Source organism: Frankia sp. Allo2 (genome assembly GCF_000733325.1).
GTDB lineage: Bacteria > Actinomycetota > Actinomycetes > Frankiales > Frankiaceae > Frankia > Frankia casuarinae.
Genome location: NZ_JPHT01000026.1, coordinates 1 through 22,267 on the forward strand (window position 1 = coordinate 1; position 22,267 = coordinate 22,267).

16 protein-coding genes and 2 pseudogenes (1 of these 18 cut by a window edge) are annotated in these 22,267 nt (G+C 71.4%); 14 read left to right on the forward strand and 4 right to left on the reverse strand.

Annotated features, from left to right (window positions below; all coding sequences use genetic code 11):
• Window positions 1-242, reverse strand: a pseudogene (locus ALLO2_RS16360) (IS66 family transposase); the annotation flags it as partial.
• A 433-nt stretch (window positions 243-675) separates the two neighbouring features.
• On the opposite strand from ALLO2_RS16360, the gene ALLO2_RS16365 reads away from it, so the two are divergent.
• The 3 genes from ALLO2_RS16365 (at window position 676) to ALLO2_RS26505 (ending at window position 2,958) form a co-directional block, all read left to right on the forward strand.
• Entirely contained in the window at window positions 676-1,140 is a 465-nt protein-coding gene (locus tag ALLO2_RS16365) for a carboxymuconolactone decarboxylase family protein (protein WP_011437757.1), read from the forward strand.
• 1 nt (window position 1,141) lies between these two features.
• Window positions 1,142-2,161, forward strand: a complete 1,020-nt coding sequence (locus ALLO2_RS16370) for a Gfo/Idh/MocA family oxidoreductase (protein ID WP_011437755.1) — start codon at window positions 1,142-1,144, stop codon at window positions 2,159-2,161.
• Window positions 2,158-2,958, forward strand: a complete 801-nt coding sequence (locus ALLO2_RS26505; RefSeq protein WP_011437754.1) for a class I SAM-dependent methyltransferase — start codon at window positions 2,158-2,160, stop codon at window positions 2,956-2,958. Before ALLO2_RS16370 ends, ALLO2_RS26505 begins: the two co-directional genes overlap by 4 nt.
• A 110-nt stretch (window positions 2,959-3,068) precedes the next feature.
• On the opposite strand, the gene ALLO2_RS16380 is transcribed toward ALLO2_RS26505, so the two are convergent.
• Window positions 3,069-3,869, reverse strand: coding sequence for an Rmt family 16S rRNA (guanine(1405)-N(7))-methyltransferase (locus tag ALLO2_RS16380; protein WP_232235137.1), 801 nt, complete (start codon window positions 3,867-3,869; stop codon window positions 3,069-3,071).
• A 175-nt stretch (window positions 3,870-4,044) separates the two neighbouring features.
• Here ALLO2_RS16380 and ALLO2_RS16385 point away from each other — a divergent pair, with 175 nt between their 5' ends.
• From ALLO2_RS16385 to ALLO2_RS23465, 10 genes are all read left to right on the forward strand, one after another.
• Window positions 4,045-5,511, forward strand: a complete 1,467-nt coding sequence (locus ALLO2_RS16385) for an FAD-binding oxidoreductase (RefSeq protein WP_035733212.1) — start codon at window positions 4,045-4,047, stop codon at window positions 5,509-5,511.
• Between the two features lie 2 nt (window positions 5,512-5,513).
• Complete coding sequence (locus tag ALLO2_RS16390; protein ID WP_035733214.1) at window positions 5,514-7,370, forward strand: radical SAM protein; 1,857 nt, start codon at window positions 5,514-5,516, stop codon at window positions 7,368-7,370.
• Window positions 7,367-8,701 (forward strand): aminotransferase class III-fold pyridoxal phosphate-dependent enzyme, encoded by a 1,335-nt coding sequence (locus ALLO2_RS16395; RefSeq protein ID WP_035733217.1) that lies wholly within the window; start codon window positions 7,367-7,369, stop codon window positions 8,699-8,701. Before ALLO2_RS16390 ends, ALLO2_RS16395 begins: the two co-directional genes overlap by 4 nt.
• Window positions 8,694-9,500 (forward strand): APH(3') family aminoglycoside O-phosphotransferase, encoded by an 807-nt coding sequence (locus ALLO2_RS16400; protein WP_198031026.1) that lies wholly within the window; start codon window positions 8,694-8,696, stop codon window positions 9,498-9,500. Before ALLO2_RS16395 ends, ALLO2_RS16400 begins: the two co-directional genes overlap by 8 nt.
• Window positions 9,500-10,246 (forward strand): PIG-L family deacetylase, encoded by a 747-nt coding sequence (locus ALLO2_RS16405; protein WP_051875336.1) that lies wholly within the window; start codon window positions 9,500-9,502, stop codon window positions 10,244-10,246. The genes ALLO2_RS16400 and ALLO2_RS16405 overlap by 1 nt, the downstream gene beginning before the upstream one ends.
• 14 nt (window positions 10,247-10,260) lie before the next feature.
• On the forward strand, window positions 10,261-11,367 hold the full coding sequence (locus tag ALLO2_RS16410) for a radical SAM protein (protein ID WP_162238924.1): 1,107 nt from the start codon (window positions 10,261-10,263) through the stop codon (window positions 11,365-11,367).
• A gap of 22 nt (window positions 11,368-11,389) precedes the next feature.
• Window positions 11,390-12,130 (forward strand): TylF/MycF/NovP-related O-methyltransferase, encoded by a 741-nt coding sequence (locus tag ALLO2_RS16415; RefSeq protein ID WP_011437746.1) that lies wholly within the window; start codon window positions 11,390-11,392, stop codon window positions 12,128-12,130.
• A 2-nt stretch (window positions 12,131-12,132) separates the two neighbouring features.
• Window positions 12,133-13,173 (forward strand): zinc-binding dehydrogenase, encoded by a 1,041-nt coding sequence (locus ALLO2_RS23460; protein ID WP_023841786.1) that lies wholly within the window; start codon window positions 12,133-12,135, stop codon window positions 13,171-13,173.
• A complete protein-coding gene (locus ALLO2_RS16425; RefSeq protein WP_011437744.1) occupies window positions 13,170-14,441 on the forward strand; it encodes a DegT/DnrJ/EryC1/StrS family aminotransferase in 1,272 nt (423 codons plus the stop codon). Before ALLO2_RS23460 ends, ALLO2_RS16425 begins: the two co-directional genes overlap by 4 nt.
• On the forward strand, window positions 14,442-15,743 hold the full coding sequence (locus ALLO2_RS23465) for a glycosyltransferase family 4 protein (protein ID WP_011437743.1): 1,302 nt from the start codon (window positions 14,442-14,444) through the stop codon (window positions 15,741-15,743).
• Window positions 15,744-16,581: 838 nt separating this feature from the next.
• Here ALLO2_RS23465 and ALLO2_RS16440 read toward each other — a convergent pair.
• Window positions 16,582-18,219, reverse strand: a complete 1,638-nt coding sequence (locus ALLO2_RS16440) for a GMC oxidoreductase (RefSeq protein ID WP_035733226.1) — start codon at window positions 18,217-18,219, stop codon at window positions 16,582-16,584.
• Between the two features lie 8 nt (window positions 18,220-18,227).
• The gene (locus ALLO2_RS27365; RefSeq protein ID WP_082456811.1) at window positions 18,228-21,326 is read right to left on the reverse strand and encodes an MFS transporter; all 3,099 of its coding nucleotides are present in this window, start codon (window positions 21,324-21,326) and stop codon (window positions 18,228-18,230) included.
• Window positions 21,327-21,357: 31 nt separating this feature from the next.
• Here ALLO2_RS27365 and ALLO2_RS16455 point away from each other — a divergent pair.
• A pseudogene (locus ALLO2_RS16455) lies at window positions 21,358-22,267 on the forward strand (recombinase family protein); it runs 596 nt beyond the window's last position.

Here is a 22,267-nt window from a genome sequence, read left to right on the forward strand (position 1 = left end):
TCCGACGACCGGCCGAACAGCATCCGCCGCAACGTCGCCAGCTCCGCCTGCAACGCCTCGAGCTGGAGACGCAGCTCCACCACCTCGGCCTCACGCGTCGCCTCCCGCGCGACCAGCCCGGCGATGTCCGTCAACAGCTCCGCGACCCGGGCCCGCAGCCAGGCGTTCTCCGCCAGCAGCGCCGCGCCCTCGGCAACCTCACCGCTCGCGGCAGCGCCCGCCCCCGACTCGACAACCGTCACGCACCGCAGCAAACCACCCCGACCGGCAGAACATCNCCCACCACGACCATCAGGCCACACCCAGCCCCGAAGGCCGTCCCCCCAAAAGATCAACAACGGGACTTCCGAATACGTACGCACGATCTGCTGCTCGCCGATCCGCAGGAAGGCGGGGGATACCGGCACCGGTATGCGGATCGCACCTATCACAGCGTCACGGACTACCTCGCCGACCTGCTGCGCGACGAGAACGTGCCGGCCGCGGAGCGCGCCATCGCCCGCGCGTCCGATACCCGCGCGTCCCATGCCAGCGCGTCCCATGCCAGCACAGCGGTTCCCGGCAGGTTCCACCCGGTGATCTCCCGCGCGTCCCCACGTCTAGACCCCGCCGGGAACCGCCGGCCCGCCGGTAATCCGCGATCCGATTCAACGCCTGGTCGAGAGGAATTCATCGATGGCGGAGAAAACGCTAACCTCCAGCTCTTTTCGTCTCCGTGTGGACCTCCTGGCTCCCCACATCATGTCGGCCATGGAGGCTTTCGACGCCGCCACCGACAAGGTCAGCCTGCCGGCCTCGCTCCTGGAACTGGTCCGCACCCGGGCCTCCCAGATCAACGGGTGCGCCTTCTGCGTCGGCGCCCACAGCCCGGCCGCCCTCGAGGCCGGCGCGACCCAGAAGCAGCTGCTGGCCCTGCCCGTCTGGCGCGAGTCGCCGCACTTCTCGGCACAGGAACGTGCGGCGCTGACCCTCACCGAGGCCATCACCCAGATGGACCGCCGGCCGGTCACGGACGAGATGTGGGGCGAGGTCTCGGTGGTCCTCACCGAGGTGGAGCTGGCCGAACTGGTCTGGGTGATCGCGGCGATCAACGTCTGGAACCGCGTCGCCGGTACCGCGCGTCCCTGGCCAGTGGCCTGACATGCGGATCGGACTCGTCGGGGCCGGCCGAATCGGCGCCGTGCACGCCCGCACGCTGGCCGACGACCCCCGGGTGGACGAACTGGTCATCACCGACGTCGACCAGGAGCAGGCCGCCCGCGGGGCGAGCGCGGCCGGGGCCCGGGTCGCGGCGGATCTCGAGGCNCTGATCGCCCTCCGCCCGGACGCGGTGGCGATCGCCTCTCCCACCGACACCCACGCCGACATCGTCCTGCGGTGTTGCGCCCTGGGCATTCCGACCTTCTGCGAGAAGCCGGTCTTCCGGGAGCTAAGCGTCGGTGAACGCGTGGCCACCGAGGTCAGGCTTTCGGGGATCCCGGTGCAGGTGGGCTTCCAGCGCCGGTTCGACACCGGGTTCGGCAACGGGCGGGAGGCCCTGAGATCCGGTGCCCTGGGTCAGCTGCGGCGCGTGCACATGGTCACCGCGGATCCTCAGCCGCCGCCGTTCGACTACGTGGCGGTGTCCGGCGGCATCCATCGTGACTGCCAGATCCACGACTTCGACGCCCTGCGCTGGGTGAGCGGACGCGAGGTGGTCGAGGCGTTCGCCGCAGGTGCCCGGCGCGGCGCCGAGTACTTCGGTGACGTCGGCGACGTGGACGAGACCGTGGTGCTGCTGACCCTCGACGACTGTTCCCTGGCCACCCTGCAGGCGTCCCGTTACAACGGGCACGGCTACGACGTGCGGATGGATCTGGCCGGAACCTCCGCCAGCATCTCGGTGGGCCTCGACGCCCGGGTGCCGCTGCGTTCGGTCGAACCCGACGGGCCGGTACCCGCCGCGCAGCCCTGGTCGTCCTTCATGGACCGGTTCGCCACGGCGTACCGGGCCGAGATGGAGGCGTTCGTGACCATGGTGAGCACCGGCGGTCCCAGTCCCTGCACGCTCGACGACGCCCTCGCCGCGCTGCGCATCGCGGAGGCGGTGACCCAGTCCCGTCTCCGCCGCCGCCCGGTGGCCCTGGAGCACGCGACGCTCACCGCACCGGGAGCCCGATGAGCGTCATCGGGGGGCTCGCCCTGGACGAGGAGGCGGTGTTCGCCGACTTCGCCGCCCGGGTACCACTGGCCGGAGCGGACGTGGTCGAGATCGGTGGGTCTCTTCCCCCCCACCACGCACGGGCCTGCGACGTGGCTTCCTGGGTCGCCGTCGACCCCCGTCGCCCGGCCCGGGGGGACGCCCGGGACCGGTACCGTGTCCTGCCCGTGCCGGCCGAGCAGATGCCGGTACCCGACGGCGGCGCGGACGCCGTGTTCTCCAGCAACGCCTTCCAGTTCGTGGACGTACCCGCCGTGCTCGCCGAGGTCCACCGGGTCCTGCGTCCCGGGGGCCTGCTGTACGCGCACTTCGGCCCGATCTGGAGTGCGGTGGACGGGCACCAGCTCGAGTACGTGCGCTACCGGGAGCAGGACCTGCTCTTCTGGCGCGACACCCTGTTACCGCCCTGGGCCCATCTCGCCTACTCCCGGGACGAGCTGCGGGCGTTGCTGGCCAGTGCACTGCCTGCCGACCTCATCGATCTCCTGGTCTGGCACGTGTTCGACAGCGACACCGTCAACCGGATGTTCTTCGAGGACTACGTGCAGGCCGCGCTCGGGTCCGGTCTGGACTGGGTGCAGGTGAGTGCCACGCACGAGCTGGACTACCGCCTGGATCTTCCCGCCTTCGACCCGAGCCTCCTGCGCACGGTCGACCCCGGGCAGCTCGCCGCCCGGTGGTCCGCCCGCCGCGGCGCCCCCACCCGCCCGGGTCCGCGGGACGTCCTCATGGTGCTGCGTCGCCCGGAGGACCGGTGACCATGGTCGGTGGACCTGTTCCGAGTACCGGGAGACCGCCCGGGGGCCGTGTCTGCCGGGCCGATGCCTGCCGGGTCGATCCGGCCGCGGGCCGGGAAATCCCCGGCCGGTCACCTGCGCACGATGTAGATGAGCTCGTTGGCGATCTCGGCCTGGTCGAAGGTCCAGCCCCGCTCGGCCGCCTGCGCCTCGAAGGCGGCCGAGTACGTCTGGAACATGCCCTTCGAACGCTGCCCCAGCGATCTGGTCGGAAAGCTCACCACCACGAACGGCGACCTCAGCGCGTCGACGAGTTCCCAGCCGGCGCCGGCGCGCTGGCGCTCCAGCAGGGGCAACGTCTTCAGCACCAGCGTCACGTCGGCGTGCTGCGCGGGCACGGCACCCGACACGAGGTCGACCACCTCGACCCGGTGCTCGACCTCCAGCAGGTCCAGCGCCCGGTCCAGGAACTCCATCTGCTGGGAGTCGATGTCCGAGGCCAGGTAGGTGGTCTGCGCGGGCAGGCCCATCGATCCGAAGGCCAGCGGGTTCAGACCGCAGGCCAGATCCTGCACCACGGCCGGCGTGGGAACGGCGCCGAACACCGCGGCGTAGAACTCCCGCAGGTACGGAAGCCGCTCACGGGTGGAGGCGTGCNCCCGCATCGCCCGGGACACGGCCGCCGCGACGGCGTCCGGATCCCCGCCCCCGACCGCCGCACCGATGTCGCGCAGCAGCCCCGGGTAGCCGGGGGCCCGCTCCGGCAGGTAGGCGCCGTAGATCTCGTGCAGCGACCGCTTGGTGCGCTTCACCGCCTCCGGCTCGTCCCCCCGGGAGGCGACCAGGGCACGCTCGGCGAGACGACGCACCGTCTCGGGGGCCACCGCCCCGTACCTGCGGCTGCGGGCCACGGTCTCCCGCNCCCGGTCCACTGCCTGCTCCTGCGAGCCCACAGGGGCCGAACCGCCACCGTCACGGACCGCCACTGTTCTCCCTACGCCGGCTCCCGGTCGCCACCGGTCAGCATAGCCGCGGCCCACATGATCCCCCGCCGGGACCCGACCGGTACGGACTGGTGAGAAGTGTTGCGCGAGAGGAGCAGAAGTCATGGGCGATCCGTCGGCTACGTGTGATGTCGTCGTCGTCGGTAACGGTTCGGTCGGCATGTCACTGGGACTGGTGCTCGCCCGTCGGAGCCTCAGGGTCGCGGTGGTCGGCGAGTCCGCACGGCCGTGGGCCGCGTCGGCGGCTGCCGGCGCCATGAACGGGTGCTTCGGGGAGGTCACCCCGCAGCTCCTGCGCAGTGAGGTCGGCCGGCTCAAGCTGGAGATGGACTTCCGCGCCACAGCCCTGTGGACGGACTGGGAACAGGCCCTGCTGGAGGAGTCCGACGAGACCGCGATCCGGACCGCGCACGGCACCACCGTCATCCTGAACACGATCGGTGTCCACGACATCGACACCGGCGGGTACGAGGCGATCCGGACCGCGCTGGAGGAGNACAANGAGCCCNACNNNGAGGNGGATCCGGCCTCGCTCGACTGGCTCGATCCGGTCCCCACCTCCCGTCCCCTGCGGGCGATGCACATCCCCGGCGAGCACGCCGTCGACAGCCCGGCCCTGCTGACCGCTCTGGAGACGGCGATCCGGCGCCGCGGCGGCACGCTGATCGACGACCTCGTCACCGAGGTGGTCGTCTCCGCCGGCCGGGCCACCGGAGTCAGGCTCGCCTCCGGGCGGAGCGTGGCGGCCGGACAGGTGGTGCTCGCCGCCGGGGCACACACCACCGGGCTGCTGGACTGCCTGCCGCCGGACGTCCGCGCCCTGATCCCGCCGGTGGTCGCCGGACGGGGGGTCGCCCTGATGGTCCGCACCGTCACCGGGGCGATCCCCACCGGGGTGATCCGCACGCCCAACCGGGCCTTCGCCTGCGGTCTGCACGTGGTCCCGCGCGGCGACGGCCTGATCTACCTGGGGGCCACCAACGAGGTCGAACGGCACCCCGGCACCTCCGCCGCCATCGGCGAGCTCAACCTGCTCCTCGGTGGCACCCGGCAGTTGCGCGCCGACCTGAACGCCGGCTGGGTCGAGCGCACCCTGATCGGCAACCGGCCCATCCCGCTCGACGGTTTCCCGCTGCTCGGTTCGACCGGTCTGGCCGGGCTGTGGCTCATGACGGGGACCTACCGGGACGGGCTGCACCAGTCACCGCTACTGGCCACCCACATGGCGGACCTGATCCTCGACGGCCCGGGCGCCGTGGGGATGGACCTGTCCGTCTTCACCCCGATCCGGCCACCGATCCAGGCGATGACCCGGGACGAGTGCCTGGCGACCGCCGTCCTGCACACCATGGGGACCGCCTACGAGCACGACTGGAAGATCATGGAGGACTGGCCTCCGATGATCGAGGAGCATTTCCGCTCCGCCTTCACCACCATGCTGGACCGCATCGACTCGGCGTTCGTGCCGCCCCCGGAGATGCTCTTCTTCGCCGACGAGGACATCCACGAACTGTTGCTGTCGTACTACGCGGCCCATGAGAACGCCGCGACGCCCGCCGAGGATCGGTAACCATGACCTGGACGCCCGCCGAGGGGGCCCCTCGGATACTTCTGATNAAACCGCCGATCCGGGCCTGCATGATCGAGATCGGTCGACACATGCCGATCGGCCTGGCCTACCTGGCGTCCCGCCTGCGTGCGGCGGGCATGCAGGTCGACATCTTCGACGCGCTGGCCAACACCGAGGACAACCACGTGGTCGACCCGGCCGACTACACGGCGGCCGACCGTGCCAAGGTCGCCGCACATCCGCGCTGGGGGCACCTGGTCCACTGGGGCGCGCGCTGGGACCGGCTGGAGCAGCAGCTACGCCGCGGCTACGACCTGGTCGGCGTGTCCTGCATGTTCACCCCGTACTACGAGCCGGCCTACGAACTCGGTCGGCTCGCCAGGCGGATCCTGCCGCACGCCCGGGTCGTGCTCGGCGGTCAGCACCCCACGGTCGCCTTCCAGCACGCCATGACCGAGCCCGCCTTCGACGCGCTGGTGCTGGGCGAGGCCGAGTCGAACGTGGTCGAGATCGTGCAGGCCCTGCTGGACGGAGCGCCCCTGACCGGGCTGGCCGGCGTGGCCTACCGCTGCGGCACCGGCCTGTGCGGGTGTCCGCCGGGCGGCCCTGGCGTCCACGTGCAGCCGCGTACCGAGTTCCTCACCGATCTGGACGGCCTGCCCCTGCCGGCGGTCAACCTGCTCGAGATGAGCAGCTACGACTCCACCGCGACGCTGATCACCAGTCGCGGCTGCCCCTTCTCGTGCTCCTTCTGCACGGTGCACGCCACCGTGGGCAGGAAGTTCCGGGCCCGCAGCCCGCACAACGTCGCCGACGAGATCGAGCACTACGTGACCGACCACGGCATCCGCCGGTTCTTCGTCGAGGACGACAACTTCACCTTCGACGTGCCCAGGGTGCGCGAGATCTGCCGCGAGATCACCCGCCGTGGGCTGGACGTCGAACTGCACCTGCCCAACGGGATGACCGTGGTCGACCTGGACGGCTCCCTGGTGGACGACATGGTGTCGGCCGGGTTCCGCAGCCTGTTCCTGGGCCTGGAGACCACNGACCCCGTCCGCCTGCGCCGCATCCGCAAGGGTTTCACCTCGCTGCAGAAGGTCAACGACGGTGCGGCCCTGTTCCGGGAACAGGGGGTGGACGTCGGCGCCTCGCTGATCGTCGGCCTGCTCGGCCAGGAGTGCAGCGAGCTCGCCCGCGACTCGGTCAACCTCATGCTCGCCGGGGTGCGTTTCTGGACCAACCCCTTCTACCCGATCCCCGGCTCCCCCGACTTCGAGCGCTGCCTGCGCACCGGACTGATCACCCCCACCACCGAACTGGCGCTGTACGACCAGTTCAACTTCGCCATCGGTTCGGACCGGCTCAGCCCGGCCGAGCTGTACTGGGCCTGTGTGGTCACCCAGGCGATGGCCCAGTGGACCGGCTATCTCCTGGAGGGGGCGCACGCGCGCCGCCGGGGAGCCGCGGCGACCACCGAGCAGGCCCTGGAACGGCTGGTCCAGCACAGCGGTGACCTGTTCGGCCCGCACGGCGAGCTCGAGGTCCCGGCGGTGCCGGTGGCGGTCGACCGGCAGACCGTGCGCGTGCATCCCGACGGGTGCTTCCACAGCATGCAGCGCCTGGACCCGGCCCGGCTACCGGCGGACTCCTGCACCTTCACCGGGGACGTCATCGCCGCGGCCGTCACCCTCCACACGGGTGTCGCGCACGGTGGGCGTCAGAACGCCGGGACCGGTTCCCCCTGTGCTTTCACCATCAGCACGACCTTGGCCGATCCGGTCGGCGCCGCGGTGGCGGCCACCGTGCTCACCGAACTGGAAACGGCGCTGACANCGAACATGGAGGTTCTCGGGTGACTGCGCTGACCAACCAGGAGACGATCCAGCGGGCCCGGCGGTGCACCGCCGCGGAGGACTACGACATCGGCACCCGGTTTCCCTCGGTCTTCGTCTCGGCCCAAGGTTCCTGGATGGAGGACGTCGAAGGTCGGCGGATCCTCGACGTCACGGCCGCCAGCGGTGCCCTCCTGCTGGGCAACCGCCATCCGCGGGTGGTGGAGTCGATCACCCGTTGCATCGCCGAGCACGGCACCGTCTTCGCGAGCACCCTCTCGCTGCCCCGCATCGAGCTGGCCGAGCGACTGTGCGAGCGCTACCCGGCCGGGGAGAAGGCCGTGTTCAGCAAGACCGGGTCGGAGGCGACCACGGCGGCCATCCGCCTGGCGCGGGCCGCGTCCGGACGCGACGTCATCCTCACCTCCGGCTATCACGGCTGGCACGACTGGCACCTGTCCTACCTGCGCATCGGCTATGACGCGGGCAACCGGATCGGCTGCTTCGGCTACAGCAGGCACGCCCTGGCCCGGATGCTGGACGCGTTCGGCGACGACGTGGCCGCGGTGATCGTCACACCGGAGCCGGCCTGGTTCGACGAGGAGTACTACCGCGGCCTGTCGCGGCTGTGTGCCAGCAAGGGCGTCCTGTTCATCATCGACGAGGTGATCACCGCCTTCCGGTGGGGGGTGCGGGGGCTGAACGGGACCGGGAACGTCCCGGCGGATCTCATCACCATGAGCAAGGGCCTGGGCAACGGGCACTCGATCTCGTCGGTGGTGGGCCGGCGGGACGTGATCGACGCCTACGACNCCGCNGGGGTCGCGGGCACGTACACCCGTGAGGTACCGCCGATGGCCGCCGCCCTGGCGGTGCTGGACGAGATCGACGGCACGCAGGCCCATGCCAACGCCGAACGGCTGGGCGGGGTCCTGCGCGACGGGATGCGCGACGTCCTCGCCGCGGTCGGTATCCCGGCCGTGGTCGCCGGCCCGCCGATGATGTTCGACGTCGTGATGCCCTCCGAGCAGATCTCGTGGGACGTCTACCGGGCCGCCTTCGACCACGGCGCCTACTTCGAGGACAGCGGGACCCACATGGTCACCACCGCCTTCACCGACGCCGACGTGGATCATGCCCTGGCCGCCTTCGAGAAGGGCGCCCGCGAGGTCGCCGAACGGCACACCTTCGAGGCGGACGCGCTGTCGCCGGAACGCCTGGCCCAGTTCCGTGCCGAGGCGTTCGGCGGTGAGCTCGACGACGAGGTGGTCCGGCAGCGCATCGAACAGACCGTGCAGGCGGTGGTGGAGCGGGACCCGGCCCTGGCCCGCCGGCTGGATCCGTCCTGTGGTTGAGGCTCCGTCCCGACCCGTCGCGGCACCGGGACCCGGCCCGGACCGGGCCTGGGCACACGTCGTGACCCGCTCCTACGGCACCCGGGTGTACCGGCTCGACGGGCACTACCTGAAGTCGGCGCCGCGACGCGGGCGCGAGGACCATCGCTTTCAGGCCGAGGCCGAGGCCGAGCGGCTCTCGTGGCTGGCCCGGCAGGGGATTCCGGTTCCCGAGGTGGTCGACGTCGGCGCCGACGAGACGCACATGTGGCTGGTCACCCGGGAGGTGCCCGGGGTCCCCGCGGCGGGACCCTGGCCGGCGGACCGGCTCGACCGGGNGATCGACGCGGNGGCCGAACTCGTCCTCGCCTTGCACGGCCTGCCCGCCGCCCGGTGTCCCTTCGACCGCACCCTGCGGATCACCCTCCCGGCCGCCCGGCACGCCGTGCGGACGGGCACCGTCGACCTGGCCGACCTGGAACCACGCCACCGCGGCTGGAGTGCGCAGGACCTGCAGCGGGAACTCGACGCCACCCCGGCACCGGAGCAGGAGCAGCTCGTGGTCTGTCACGGCGATCTCTGCCTGGACAACGTGCTGCTCGACCCGGACACCCTGGCCCCGACCGCGCTGCTCGACGTCGGCCGCTGCGGTGTCGCCGACGTGTGGCTGGACCTGGCCGTGGCGGTGCGCAACATCGGCGAGGAATGCACCCGCTGGGGCTACGGTCCGGGCCACGCGGCCCGGTTGCTGGCCCGCTGCGGCCGACAGCCCGATCCCGTGCGCGAGCACTACTACCGGCTCCTGGACGAGTTCATCTGATGGGGTCGACGGTGCTGCTGGTGTCCCCGCACCCGGACGACCTCGCCTGGTCCGTCGGTGCGACCGTCGCCACGCTGGCCGGCGCGGGACACGACCTGCACGCGGTGACCGTCTTCGGGCGCAGCCGCTATGCGCCGGGGTCGGCGGCGCACGGGGACGCCGCCTCGGTCACCGCGCTGCGTACGGCCGAGGACGCGGCGTGGGCCGACCGGCATGCCGGCGCCGCCCTGGTGTCGTTGCGGCTACCGGACGCCAGCCTGCGCGGGTACACGGACGACACGGAGATGGGTGCTGCCGCCGACCCCGGGCTGGTCCGCCGGGTGGCCGACGGGCTGGCCGCGCTGGCGGCCGCCGTGCGGCCGCGGTTCCTGCTGGCCCCGATGGCCGTCGGCGGCCATGTCGATCACGAGGTGGTCCGCCGGGCGGTGGACGCGGTGGCCCCCTGCCTCGTCCCGGAACCCTCGGTGGTCTGGTACGCCGACCTGCCCTACGCCGCGGCGACCGGCCCGGCGCCGACGCGGGCCGGGACCCTCGTGGCGGCCGGTCCGTACCGGCGGGCCATCGAGCGCGGGGNGCTGTACTACCCCTCCCAGCTGCCCGGCGAGCACCTGCCCGTCCTGCACCGGTACCTCGCGGCGGAAGGCGGNGAGCGGCTGCGCACCGACGAACCATGGGCGACCGAGGCCCTGGCCAACCTGCTCGGTCGAGCGGACCTGTCGGACACGAGATTCGGAGCCCAGCGATGATTCCACTGACCCCGGTGGTCAGGACCATGCCCCGGTACGTGACGGTGTTCGTGAACTGGTCGTGCAACCTGACCTGTCGTGAGTGCTGGATGTACGGGGACTCGGCCGCCGAGAGCGGCTGGCTGGCGGACGTCCGCCGCGACCAGATGAGCCTCGAGATGTGGACCGCGCTGGTCGACGAGCTCGCCGCGGACACCGGCACCCCGGAGACGACCTACCTGACCATGATGGGCGGCGAGCCGCTCATGCACGATCACGCGGTCGAGCTGATGCGGATCGCCAAGGAACGGCTGCCGTCCTGCAACCTGGACATGAGCACGAACGGCACGCTGCTCGACCGGCATGCGGCCGGCATCGTGGCCAGCGGCATCGACGACGTCTACCTGTCCGTCGACGGCCCCTCTCCCGAGGTCAACGACCCCATCCGCGGGCGCAACGCCTTCGGGCGGGCCATGAGGGGCCTGGCCGCCCTGCAGGAGGAGACGCGGCGCGCCGGCCGGGGGCCGAAGGTCGCGATCAACTTCGTGGTTACCGGCATGAACTACACCCACCTGCCCGAGATGGTCCGGCTCACCGAACGGCTGGGCCTGTCCGAGATCACGGTGGGCCTGTCGAGCTTCTTCACCCGCACGGAGGGCGAGGGTTCCCGGGCCGCCTTCGAGGCCGTGACCGGCCGGCCCTTCCTGTCCTGGGCCGGGTACTGCAACGAACACCAGCACGCCGACCTCGATCCGCAGCGGCTGCGCGACCTGCTCGACGAGGCGATGAACACCTCCGACTCGGTGTCGGTCCTGGTCCCCCCCGTCCGCTACAGCAACGAGGACAAGAGCAGGTTCTTCACCCCCCGGTGGCACCAGACCGTCCGGGAGCGGACCTGTGTGAAGCTCTGGGCCCAGACCACGGTGCTTCCCAACGGCCAGGTCGTGAGCTGCACCACGTTCGCCGACACGGTCATGGGGTCGCTGCGGGACGGATCCCTGCGGGAGGTGTTCCACGGCGAGACCTACACCCGGATGCGGGAGACCCTCCGGCAGGGGCTGCAGCCGATCTGCTACCGCTGCTGCGAGTTGAACATGGACATCGACGTGGACCCGACCCTGTACGACGCGGTGGCCCGGTGAGCGATCTGACGAGGTGGAACACATGCCAACGCCCGACCGTATAGAAAACGCCACCTACCACGACCAGGATCGTGCTCGGAGAATCTACGGCGAGGCCTTCCGAGCCACCTTCGAGTACGTCTACGGGTGCCACATCCCCGGTGCGGTGGCGGAGTTCGGCTGCTTCCAGGGATTCAGCTCGCTGCTCCTGGCCGATCTCCTCGTGGAGTTCAACGCCATGCACGAATTCTACGACGTCCTGCATCCCCGGAATCTGTACCTGTACGACTCCTTCGCGGGCTTCCCCAAGAGCGTCGATCCGGTGGACGTCGCCTCCTACGAGGTCGCCGACACCGGTTACTGGCGCGAATCGGAGGACGCGGCCCCACCCGGCACCGAGGAGATGCTGCGCCGGGAGTTCACCGCCCGTTTCGGCGACCGGGACTGGACCGTCGTGCGCGGGATGTACGAGGAGACGTTGCTGTCCACACCCATCACCCGCCCGGTGGCCATCGCCAACCTGGACTGCGACCTCTACGCGTCCACGTCCCAGGTGCTCGACCACCTGTTGACCCACCGGTTGATGCCCGACGGTGCGGTGCTGCTGATGGACGACTACAACTGCAACCGCGCGAATCCCCGGTTCGGAATGCGACGGGCCATGCGCGAGTGTTTCGCCCGCACCGACGGGTTCTACGACTACAGCGAGTTCCTGCGCTATGGATGGCACGGTCGCGCGTTCTTCGTCCACCGGCTGGGCGACAGCCCGAATCCGGACGCATGATCATGACCGATGACGACATGCTGGCCCTGGTGGTCCGGGGGCACCGTGACCACGGCCTGGAGCGGCGTCCCCGGCCCGAGCCCGGTCCGGGCGAGGCCCTGGTCGCGACCGACTTCGCCGCCATGTGCGGTACCGACCTGCGGTTGCTGGACGGGACCCTGCACGACGCCGAGTACCCGGTGATTCCCGGGCACGAGTGGTCCGGCACGGTGCTGGCGGCCCCCGACCGCCCCGAGCTGGTGGGCCGGGCGGTGGTGGGCGACAACTTCCGGCTCTGCGGCCGGTGCCCCGCCTGCCTCGCGGGACGGCCGAACCTGTGCACCGACATCGACGAGGTGGGCTTCACCCGCCCGGGTGCCTTCGCCCAGCTGTTCACCATCCCCGCCGCCAACCTGGTCGCGCTGCCGCCACAGGTCCCGGGCCCCCAGGCCTGCCTGCTGGAGCCGCTCGGCGTGGCCCTGCACGCCGTGGAACGGGCCGGGGCGGTGTCCGGCCGGTCGGTCGGCGTGATCGGCGCCGGAACGATCGGCCTGCTCGTCGCCCAGCTGGCCCGCGGCGCCGGGGCGTCCCGGGTACGGGTGGCCGATCCCCTGCAGTCCCGCCGGCGGATCGCCGCCGACCTCGGCGTCGACGCCGACCCGGGTATCGAGGGCTGGCACCCGGACCTGCCGGAGGTTGTCTTCGACGCCACCGGAGCGGCCGGCGTGTTCCCCCGTGGCCTGACGGCGACCGCGGTCGGCGGCGTCTACGTGCTCGTGGGCTACTCGGGAGCCGAGGCGGTCACCGTCGAACCGAGCACGGTGATGCTGCGCGAACTGACCGTGCAGGGTGTGCTGTCCGGTCAGGGGCAGCTGCGCACCGCCCTGGCCAAGGTCGTTGCCGGCGAGGTCCGCCTGGGTCCCCTGACCGGCGACCCGGTCCCGCTGACCTCGTACCGCAGTGTGCTCGAGCGCGACGGACCGGCACCGTTGCGCCTCTTCTTCCACGTCGGCGGCGACCGGACGGCCGGCGCCACCAGCCAGGAGCAGGGGGTAACGGCATGAGTGAACTGGCCCTTCTCGGTGGTACGCCGGTCCGGCGGGACCGTCCCTGGCCGAAGTGGCCCCAGTACGACGCGGCCAGCGAACAGGCTCTGCTCGACGCGCTGCGATCCCGCCGGTGGGCGGTGAGCTGGGCCAGCGACGGCACCCACGCCTGTGAGCGGCGGTTCGCCGAGGCCTTCGCCGCCTACAGCGACGTTCCCTACGGGGTGAGTGTCGACCACGGGTCCAGCGCCCTCGTGGTGGCGCTGGAGGCGTTGGACATCGGTCCCGGCGACGAGGTCGTGGTGCCCACGCTGACCTGGGTCGCCCCGGTGACGGCCGTGCTGCGGGTGGGGGCGCTGCCCGTGCTCGCCGACAGCGACCCCGAGACCGGCTGCCTGACCGCGCAGAGCATTCGGGACGCCATGGGCCCCCGGACGAAGGCGGTGATCGTCGTCCACCTGGCCGCGACGGTCGCCGACCTGCCCGCCATCACCGCCCTGACCGAGGACGCCGGCATCCACCTGATCGAGGACTGTGCGCAGGCGCACGGTGCGCGCTGGGGGGACCGGGCCGTCGGCTCCTTCGGGGCGATCGGAGCGTTCAGCTTCCAGAACGGAAAGGTCCTGGCCGGCGGCGAGGGCGGCGCCGTCATCACCGCCGACGAGCGGCTGTACCGGCGCGCCCAGCAGCTGCGGGCCGACTCGCGCCGCTATCACCCCGGCCCCCCGGTGGCCGGCACCCTCGAACTGGTCGAGGACGGCGAGGTGATGGGGGCGAACTACTGCATGTCGGAGCTGACGGCCGCCCTCCTGCTCGACCAGCTTCCCCGGTTGCAGGACCAGCACCGGCACCGGGCGAAGACCGCCGCCGACCTCGAGCAGGGGCTGGCCCGGCTCGGGGGGTTCGGCCCCATCCCCGTGCCCGAGCAGGTACAACTGCGTTCGATCTACGAGTACGGGGTCCGTTTCCCCGCGGGAACCTTCGGCGCGGTGCCGCTGGACCGGGTGGCCCAGGCCCTGACGGCCGAGCTGGGCATGACCTGGTATCCACCGGACGCTCCCCTGCACCGCAGCGTGATGCTGCGCCCGCACACCAAGCGCCGCTTCGCGGCCGCCTGGACCGAGGCCGCCCGCGACCGGGCGTTCTCCCGTGACTTCGGCGGCGCGCGCCGCTACTGCGAGACCACCCTCCTGTTCCATCACTCGGCGCTGCTCGGGGACTCGACCGACGCGGACGACATCGTGGCCGCTCTGGCCAAGGTGCGCGACCGCCACCCGGACCTCTGAGTGACCACCCGGACGACCGGGCCCCGGCAGGCAGCGGCCGGACCCGACGGTGGGAGTCCGCCGCACGTTCTGCGGCTGACGCCCTACTACTTCCTCGCCGACCGGGAGCTCACCCATCGGGAGCTGCAGTACGAGCCGATCGGCGGCATGCAGGTCCAGATCATGCAGACCACCGAGCAGATGTCGGCGCTCGGCGTGCGCCAGTCCGTGCTGCTGCCCCGCCGGCCGGGGATGCCCCGCTCGCTGATGCTCGACCCGCGCACCCGGCTGGAACTGCTCACCCTGCCGGTGGCGCCGATTCCCACCCGTTCCAAGGGCTACATCGGGTTACTCGTCTCCTGGGGACTCGCCGTCGTCGTCGCCTGCGTCGGCAAGCGACTGCGCGGGACTCGTCGCCAGTACTCCCTGATCCACGTCCACTGCAGCGAGCTGCCCTGGACCTTCCTGTTCGCCGTGCTGGCCAGGCTGCTCCTGGGGCGGCCGCTGGTGCTCACCGTGCACTGCAGCGCCATCGCGACCTTCCATCCGGAGACGCCCCTCGGCTGGGTGCTGATCGGCCCGGCCCGGTTCTTCGAACGGCACGCCGTCCGGCGGGCCGACGCGGTGGTGGTGCTCACCGACCGGGTCCGGCGGGCCTACCTGGAGCGCGGCCTGACCGGGCCGGACCGGGTGCACGTGGTCACCGACGGCGTTCACCTGGCCGACTTCCAGCGCCCGGGGGCCGAAGCGCCGTCCGAACCGCCCTCGGAACCGCCGGTCGTGCTGTACTGCGGCCGGTTCGCTCCGGAGAAGGGATGGGCCGACTTCGTCGACGCCGCGGCCCTGATCGTCGCCAAGGGCGTCCCGGCCCGCTTCGTGATGTGCGGCGACGGCAACGAGCTGGAACGCTGCCGGGCCCGCGCACGCCGGCTCGGCATCGCCGATCGCATCGAACTGCCGGGTCATCTGGATCGCTCCCGCCTCCCCGACGTCGTCCGGGAGGCGGCCGTGGTCGTCATCCCGTCCCGGCACGAGGAGATGGGTGGCACGGTCATCGAGGCCATGGCGGCCGGCAGGCCGGTCGTGGTGACCGACGTCGGCGGACTGCCGACCGTGGTCGGCCACGGCATGGCCGGCATCATCGTGCCTCCCTGCGATCCCCCGGCCCTGGCCGAGGCGGTCGCGGAGCTGCTCGACTCGCCGCAGCGGTGCGCCCGGCTCGGTGCGGCCGGGGCGCACCGGGCGCGCCAGTTCGACCAGGAGTCGGTCACGCGCCGCCTGCTCGACGTCTACCGGCTCGTCCTCGCCCACAGCCGCGGATGAGCGCGTTCATCCATCCCCCGGACGAGGACTTCCTCGGCCGGTTCGTCGCGCGCAACCCGTGGCTGGGCGCACGGCAGGCGCTGCTGGCGCGGTGGCTGGACGATCCGACGGACCGCGAGGAGATCGCTGCCCGCCTGGCTGTCCCGCTCGGACGACTGCTGTACTCGTTCAACGACACCGCCCCGCTGCAGGAGCCGGTCCGCTTCGGCTACCGGCGCACCGGCTACGCCGTCGTCGGCATGGCGGGGGNGTGCGACGACATCGTGGGCGGGCGCTTTCCCCGCTTCGGCAGCCCGGTGACGCTGCGCTGCTTCCTCGACCCCCCGGGGCTGCTGCCCCGGGGGATGCTGGAGGCCGCCGACTGGAACTTCATGGACGCCGGCCGGGACGGCTTCCTCGGCTACTGCTACGGCGTCCGGCACGGGGACACCCTCTACCTGGCCGGCCTGCAAAGTGACCTGGCCGCCCGTTACGCCTATCTCTTCCAGGCCCACGGCGGGCGGACCCACGTGCGGGNCGGCGAGGAGGNGGTGCACGGCGACACCACGGTACTGGCGGCCCGGTGGGGATCGCACGTGCCGCTGTTACGGCGGACCTTCCAGCGCTACTGGATCGACGTCCTGCTCGCCGGGGTACTGGCCTGGTCGGTGCAGGACGGCGGGCTGGACGCCGTCGGCGTGCTGCGGTTTCCGCTGACCGAGGCGGAGGGACGGTCGGGACATCTGGTGCACCGGGTGTACCGGGATCTCCCGGACCGACTCGGCTGTTCCCCCCGCACGGTGGTGGTCGGCGCCCGGCGGCATCCGTACCAGGTCGCCCGTCTGGAGCAGGTGGCGGACTACCTCGGCGACCGGTTCGCCGCGGTCACGCTCGGCCCGACCAGTTCCCCGATCGGGACGCGACCGGTGGCGTAGCGCTCCGCGAGGAGCCGATGGGCCACCCGTAGCGCGAGCGCCTGGATGGTCAGCGTCGGATTGACCCCGCCGGGGAACGGCAACAGGCCGCCGTCGGCTNCGAAGACGTTGTCCGCGTCGTGCAGGCGGCCGTCGGGCCCGGTCACGCTGGTGGCCGGGTCCTCACCCATGCGGCAGGTGCCGTGCAGGTGCCCGCTGCCGAGCGCCCACCCGGACGCCTCCCGCACGATGACGTCGCAGCCGGCGGCCCGCAGCAGCGCCTCGCCCTGCCCGAGCATGTACTCGGAGCGGGCGAGGTCGCGCGGATGGGCCTGGTAGTCCATCAGGACGTCGGGCACGCCGTGGGCGTCGGTCCCCGGCCCCAGCCGGACCCGGTTGCCCGGTTGGGGTTCGTCCGGTACCAGCGCCTCGATCCGCAGCAGGTGTTCGGTGTCCCGTAACCGGTAGGTCCGCTCGGGCCGGTTCTCGTAGAGCAGGCCACCCAGCCCGCCCGGCGCCGCCGGGTCCTGGTAGAGGTCGGTCACGCAGCAGGTGGAGATGGGTCCCAGGCCCATCAGCCGGCTGCGGGCGGGCGCCGAGGTCGGCTCGTGGCAGTACCCGACCAGATATTCACCGATCTTGAAGCAGAGCCCCCGGCCGACCATGTCGTGTGAGTTGCCCAGCCCGGCCGGATGCCGCACGGTGGTCGAACGCAGCAGCAGCGCGGCAGTCTGCACGGCGTTCGCGCACAGCACGAAGTGCCGGGCCCGCAGGACGACGCGCTCGCCGTCCGGCATCCGGACGCACCGCAACGCGGTGGCGTCGCGACGCGCGTCCCCGAGCAGGGCCTCCGCCTTCAGCCCGGTGAACAGGCGTGCGCCCGCGGCCATCGCCGGCCGCAGGAAGCGGTCCAGCGCGTCCCCCTTGGCGTGGATCGGGCAGCGCCGTGAGATGCAGGGGGCATCCGCGGCGCACACCGGGCGACCGCGGTACTCGATGCTGTTGACGCCCAGGGGGGTGGGAAACGGTGCCCAGCCCATGGACCTCGCGGCCTCCGTCAGCCGCCGCCCCTCCGCCGTGGTGGCCACCGGGGGCAGCGGATACGGCCTGGACCGGACCGGCAGGCTGGGGTCGCCGTCCGCGACACCCGCGACGCCGATCAGATCCTCGACGGCGTCGTAGTAGTCCGTCAGCTCCGCCGGCTCAAGCGGCCAGCGCAGCGGCAGGTCGGCCCGGCCCAGAACGGTCTCCGGGTCGAAGTCGAGCGGGCGGTGGCGGAACAGGACCCCCCCGAAGAANAGCGTGCCGCCACCCACGTTGCAGGTCGTCCAGGGTGAGCCCACCTTGGCCCAGGTGCCGTTCTCCTGCCGCACCCAGGCGGACTCCCCCGCGGCCAGCACGTCGTCGTAGCTGTCCTCGTCCGTGACGAACCCACCCTGCTCCACCACGGCCACCGACAGCCCGGCCCGGGCGAGCAGCCAGGCGACGACCGAACCCGCCGCCCCGCTGCCCACCACGCAGATGTCGTACTCGTCCGCCAGCTCCTGCGGGGTGGGAGCCGGTCCGTAGCCCGGTGGGACCATGCCTCGCCTCATGCCCGAGCCGCGCCGAGCGGGTCCTTCCGCTCGCTGGCGGACGGCGGGGCACCCGACATGGCGCCGACCGGCTGGGCCTCGCGGGTGTCGGGGTGCTCGGGATCGAGCATGGGCAGGTTGTAGGCGAAGATCTTGCCGGTGCGGAGCTGGATGCGGCTCCACTCGTCCGGGTAGCGCTGCGGGAAGATCGAACGCCGCTGACGGGTGGCTCCCGCCAGCAGTCGCTGCTGCTTCCTCGGGGGCGCCGCGGGCGGCGCCGCTCGGAAGTCCTGCTCGCACAGGTCGATCAGCGCCCGGGTGTCCGCCCTGATCCCGTCGGCCAGGTCACGCGCCGCGTCGCTGGCGCTGCTACCGGACTCCCTGGCCTGCCAGTAACGCAGCACCCGCAGGCCGTGACCGAGCATGCCGGTGTTGATGCCGCCGCTGGTCAGGTGGTGGGAGTTGCCGAAGGAGTCACCGGCCACGACCGCGTTCGCGGCCACCAGGGCGTCGAGCCCGATCCGCTCCGTCACGGTGAAGAGCTTGGGGCCGTAGGAGAGCTGGTTGTACTCGATGGCCCGGCGTGGGATCTCCGTCAGCTGTGCCGTCTGGTCCAGGAAGTAGCGCCGGAGCAGGAACTGATGCCCGGCGAAGTAGGGCTTGGAGTCCTTCGGCGTCCCGGCCGGGACCAGGCCGGCCTGGATCGGGTCGAACGTCTTGTACGGCGGGACCTCCAGCATCGTCCAGCCGATCTGCGCGTCCTCCTCGTGCCCCACGCACCGCTGGTGGACCCAGTACTCGTTGCCCGCCTGGTCGAACTCCGACGCGCGACGGACACGGATCCGGTCGGCGAGGTAGATGTCGACGTTGCCGACCAGGAAGTCGGCCTCGGCCGGCACAGGGCCCCGCCCGTCGCCCCGGTCCACGCACACCGTCTCCTGACGGAATCCCAGCCGGGCCGCGTCCGGGCTGTCCAGCCCCTCGGCAATCATGATCAGCCCGGGGGTGCCGAGGTCGACCGTCTCGCTGTACGGCACCCGCACACGGCGGAAGGCACCCCGGTAGTCCAGCTCGCGCACGGCCTCGACCCGGACCCGCACCCGGCCGTCCGCCGTGCGCTCGAAGCCCCGTTCCGCGACCGGGGTCCGGCGCAGCGCCGAGGGCAGCCACCGGCGCTCGCGGTCGGAGGACTCCGACGTGGCGACCCGGTGGTAGGGCAGGACGCGCACCCGCGGCAGGGCTTCGCCCCGGTCCCGGTCGATCTGTTCCAGCCCCTCCAGGTACCGGCGGAGCATGACGAGCAGTTCCTCGGCCCCGACCTGGAACATCGACTGGCTGCCCAGCACGTCCGAGAGGTCGTGCTCCAACGCCGCGGGGTCGAGCCCCTCCGGGCCCTCCAGGGGGTCGAGGACGTTGATCTCACGATGCGCCCGGCCCTCCCGGTAGCGGTCGTCGATGGTCTCGTAGTGCCGGGCGAGACCGCCGATGTGCGCGTCCGACTCGAAGCCGGTCACCACCTCGTCGCCCCGCACGGATCCTGCCCTGGTGTGCCGGGAGAAGAAGCAGTCGGCCAGTCTGAACGGCCGGCCGTCGCCGAGGCGCGGCAGCAGATCCTCGCCGTACCGCTCCAGCATCATCGAATCGATCATCGCGAGGTGGTGGTAGATCTCCTCGCGCATCGTCCAGCGCATCACCGACACGTAGGGCGAGCCGCGCAGTTCCACTCCCACTGCACGCCTGCCCATGGCCACCGACCAGAGCATGGCCATCATGTTGGTTCCGCCCAGGCCCAGAGCCAGGAAATCCGGGTCGGACAGGCCGGTGTGGTCCTGGGTCAGACGCTGCGAGGCCCGGGCCCGGTCGAGGGTCTTCGGTACGCTCGTCGGCACCGCCGGCCTGAGGAACAGCACCGTCAGCACCAGCGCGACCAGGCTGGCCCCGCTCCCGATCCAGAAGGCCAGGTGATATCCGCCGGTCAGGGCCTCGGCGTGCGTGCTCCCCCGCGAGACGAGCGTCGTGGTGCGGTCGGCGGCCACGGTCGCCAGGACGGCCAGGCCGATCGCCGGTCCGACCTGCTGGGTGGTGTTGACAAGCCCGGAGCGCAGTCCCCGGTCGGCGGCGGTGGCATCGGCCATCACCATGGTCAGGGAGGACGGGTACCCGAGGCCGGCGCCGGCGCCCAGAAGCACCATGGCGGGCAGGACGTCGCGCCAGTAGTCACCGTCCGCCGGAGCAACGGCCAGCAGGGCGAGGCCCGCGGTGATGAGCAGGAGGCCGGGCACCAGCACGGTCTTGGGGTCGATCTTCTCCATCAGTCGCGGCGTCGCCTTGAGGGAGATCACGGCCACCATGAGGGCGGTGGGCAGGAAGGCCAGCCCGACCTCCATGGCGCTGAGCCCCAGCACCTGGCGCAGGTATAGGGTCCCGAGGAAGAACATGCCGCCCATGCCGGCGATCATCAGCGCCTGCACCATGTTGGCCCAGGCGACGTTCCGCGCCCGGAAGATCGACAACGGGACGAGCGGATTGCGGGCCGTCCGCTGCCGCACGACGAAGGCCGCCAGCAGGGCTGCGCTGATCCCCACCAGCGCCCAGGTCAGCGGTGTCGCGCCGTCGGCGAAGCGCACGATCGTGTAGACCGTGAGCATCAGTCCGCTCGTGATCAGCAGGACGCCCGGGACGTCGATGCTGCGGTCGTCGAGCACCACTCGTTCGTCGTCCACCAGCCGCGCGCCGAGCGGCAGGACCAGCAGGCCCAACGGAACGTTGATGAAGAAGGTCCAGTGCCAGCTCAGCGCCTCGGTGATCCAGGCCCCGAGCAGCAGCCCCAGGGCGGCACCGGCGGAGGAGACGAACGCGTACAGGCCGATCGCCTTGGCCTGCTCGATCGCGTTGGGGAAGGTGGAGACGACCAGACCGAGCACGACAGCCGCCGCCAGCGCACCCCCCACCCCCTGAACGAAACGGGCGGCGACCAGCGTCTCCGGGTTCTGGGCCAGGCCGCAGACGAGGGAGGCCGGCGTGAACAGCGCGATTCCGGCGAGGAACATCCGCTTGGCGCCGACCAGGTCGCCCAGCCGTCCGGCGAACAGGAGCAGTCCGCCGAACGGGATCAGATAGGTGTTTAAAACGTCGTAGCATCATGGTATGGAATTTCCGCCGTTGAGCCCCTTGCCCCAATGGCCCGATGCCGACCCCGCCCTGTGGTACGGACGGATGTCCGATCTCGACAAGGATGCCCGTATCCCGGATCAGTTCGCCCGAGGGCAGAAGTACGCCGCCCTGACCGGCGAATACTGGATCGCCGGGGCATGGGCCGATGACGGCGTCTCAGCGTGGCGGGAAGACGTCGTTCGGCCTGAGTTCGAGCGGTTCCTGTCCGTCTTGCGCGCCGGGAAGTATCGGCTGGTCGTGGCGTGGGAGGAAAGCCGGATCACCCGTGATCCGGTGGTCGGAGCCGAGTTCGGCAAGATCATGCAGCGGATCGGGGGCCGCCTCATCGTGACCGATGGGGAGAAGGCCACGACCTACGATTTCCGCCGGCAGCGCGACCGTGACTCATGGCATGGCGCGGTGGGGAAGTCCGTCAGTGATTCGGGTTTGAAGTCCGAGCTGGTCAAGCGGAAGTTGGACGCGAAGCGCGAAGCCCTGGAGTTCCTGGGTGGCCCCGTGGGGTTCGGGTGGTCCCAGACGATCACCCGGTCAGGTAAGAAGATCGTGACGGTGTGGTCCGTCGACGAGGAGCAGGCCCGCTGGCTACGCGAGGCCGCGCGGCGTATCCGCGAAGGTGAGGCCGTTCTCAAGGTCTCGGATGATTTCTACGACCGTGGGCTTCGGATCCCGCACCGGCGCACGCACCCGGGCGACACGATGAAGAGCGGCAGCCTGACGCGCGCCAGCCTCTCCGCGATGCTGCGTAACCCGAGGATCGCTGGTCTGTTCGCGACGGGAAACGTTCACACGGGCTGGACCGTGAAGGGCCCGATGGCGAACTTCCCCGCGATCCTCACCGAGGAGGAGTGGCGGGAGACATGCGCGGCGCTGGNAGCGGNCNNNA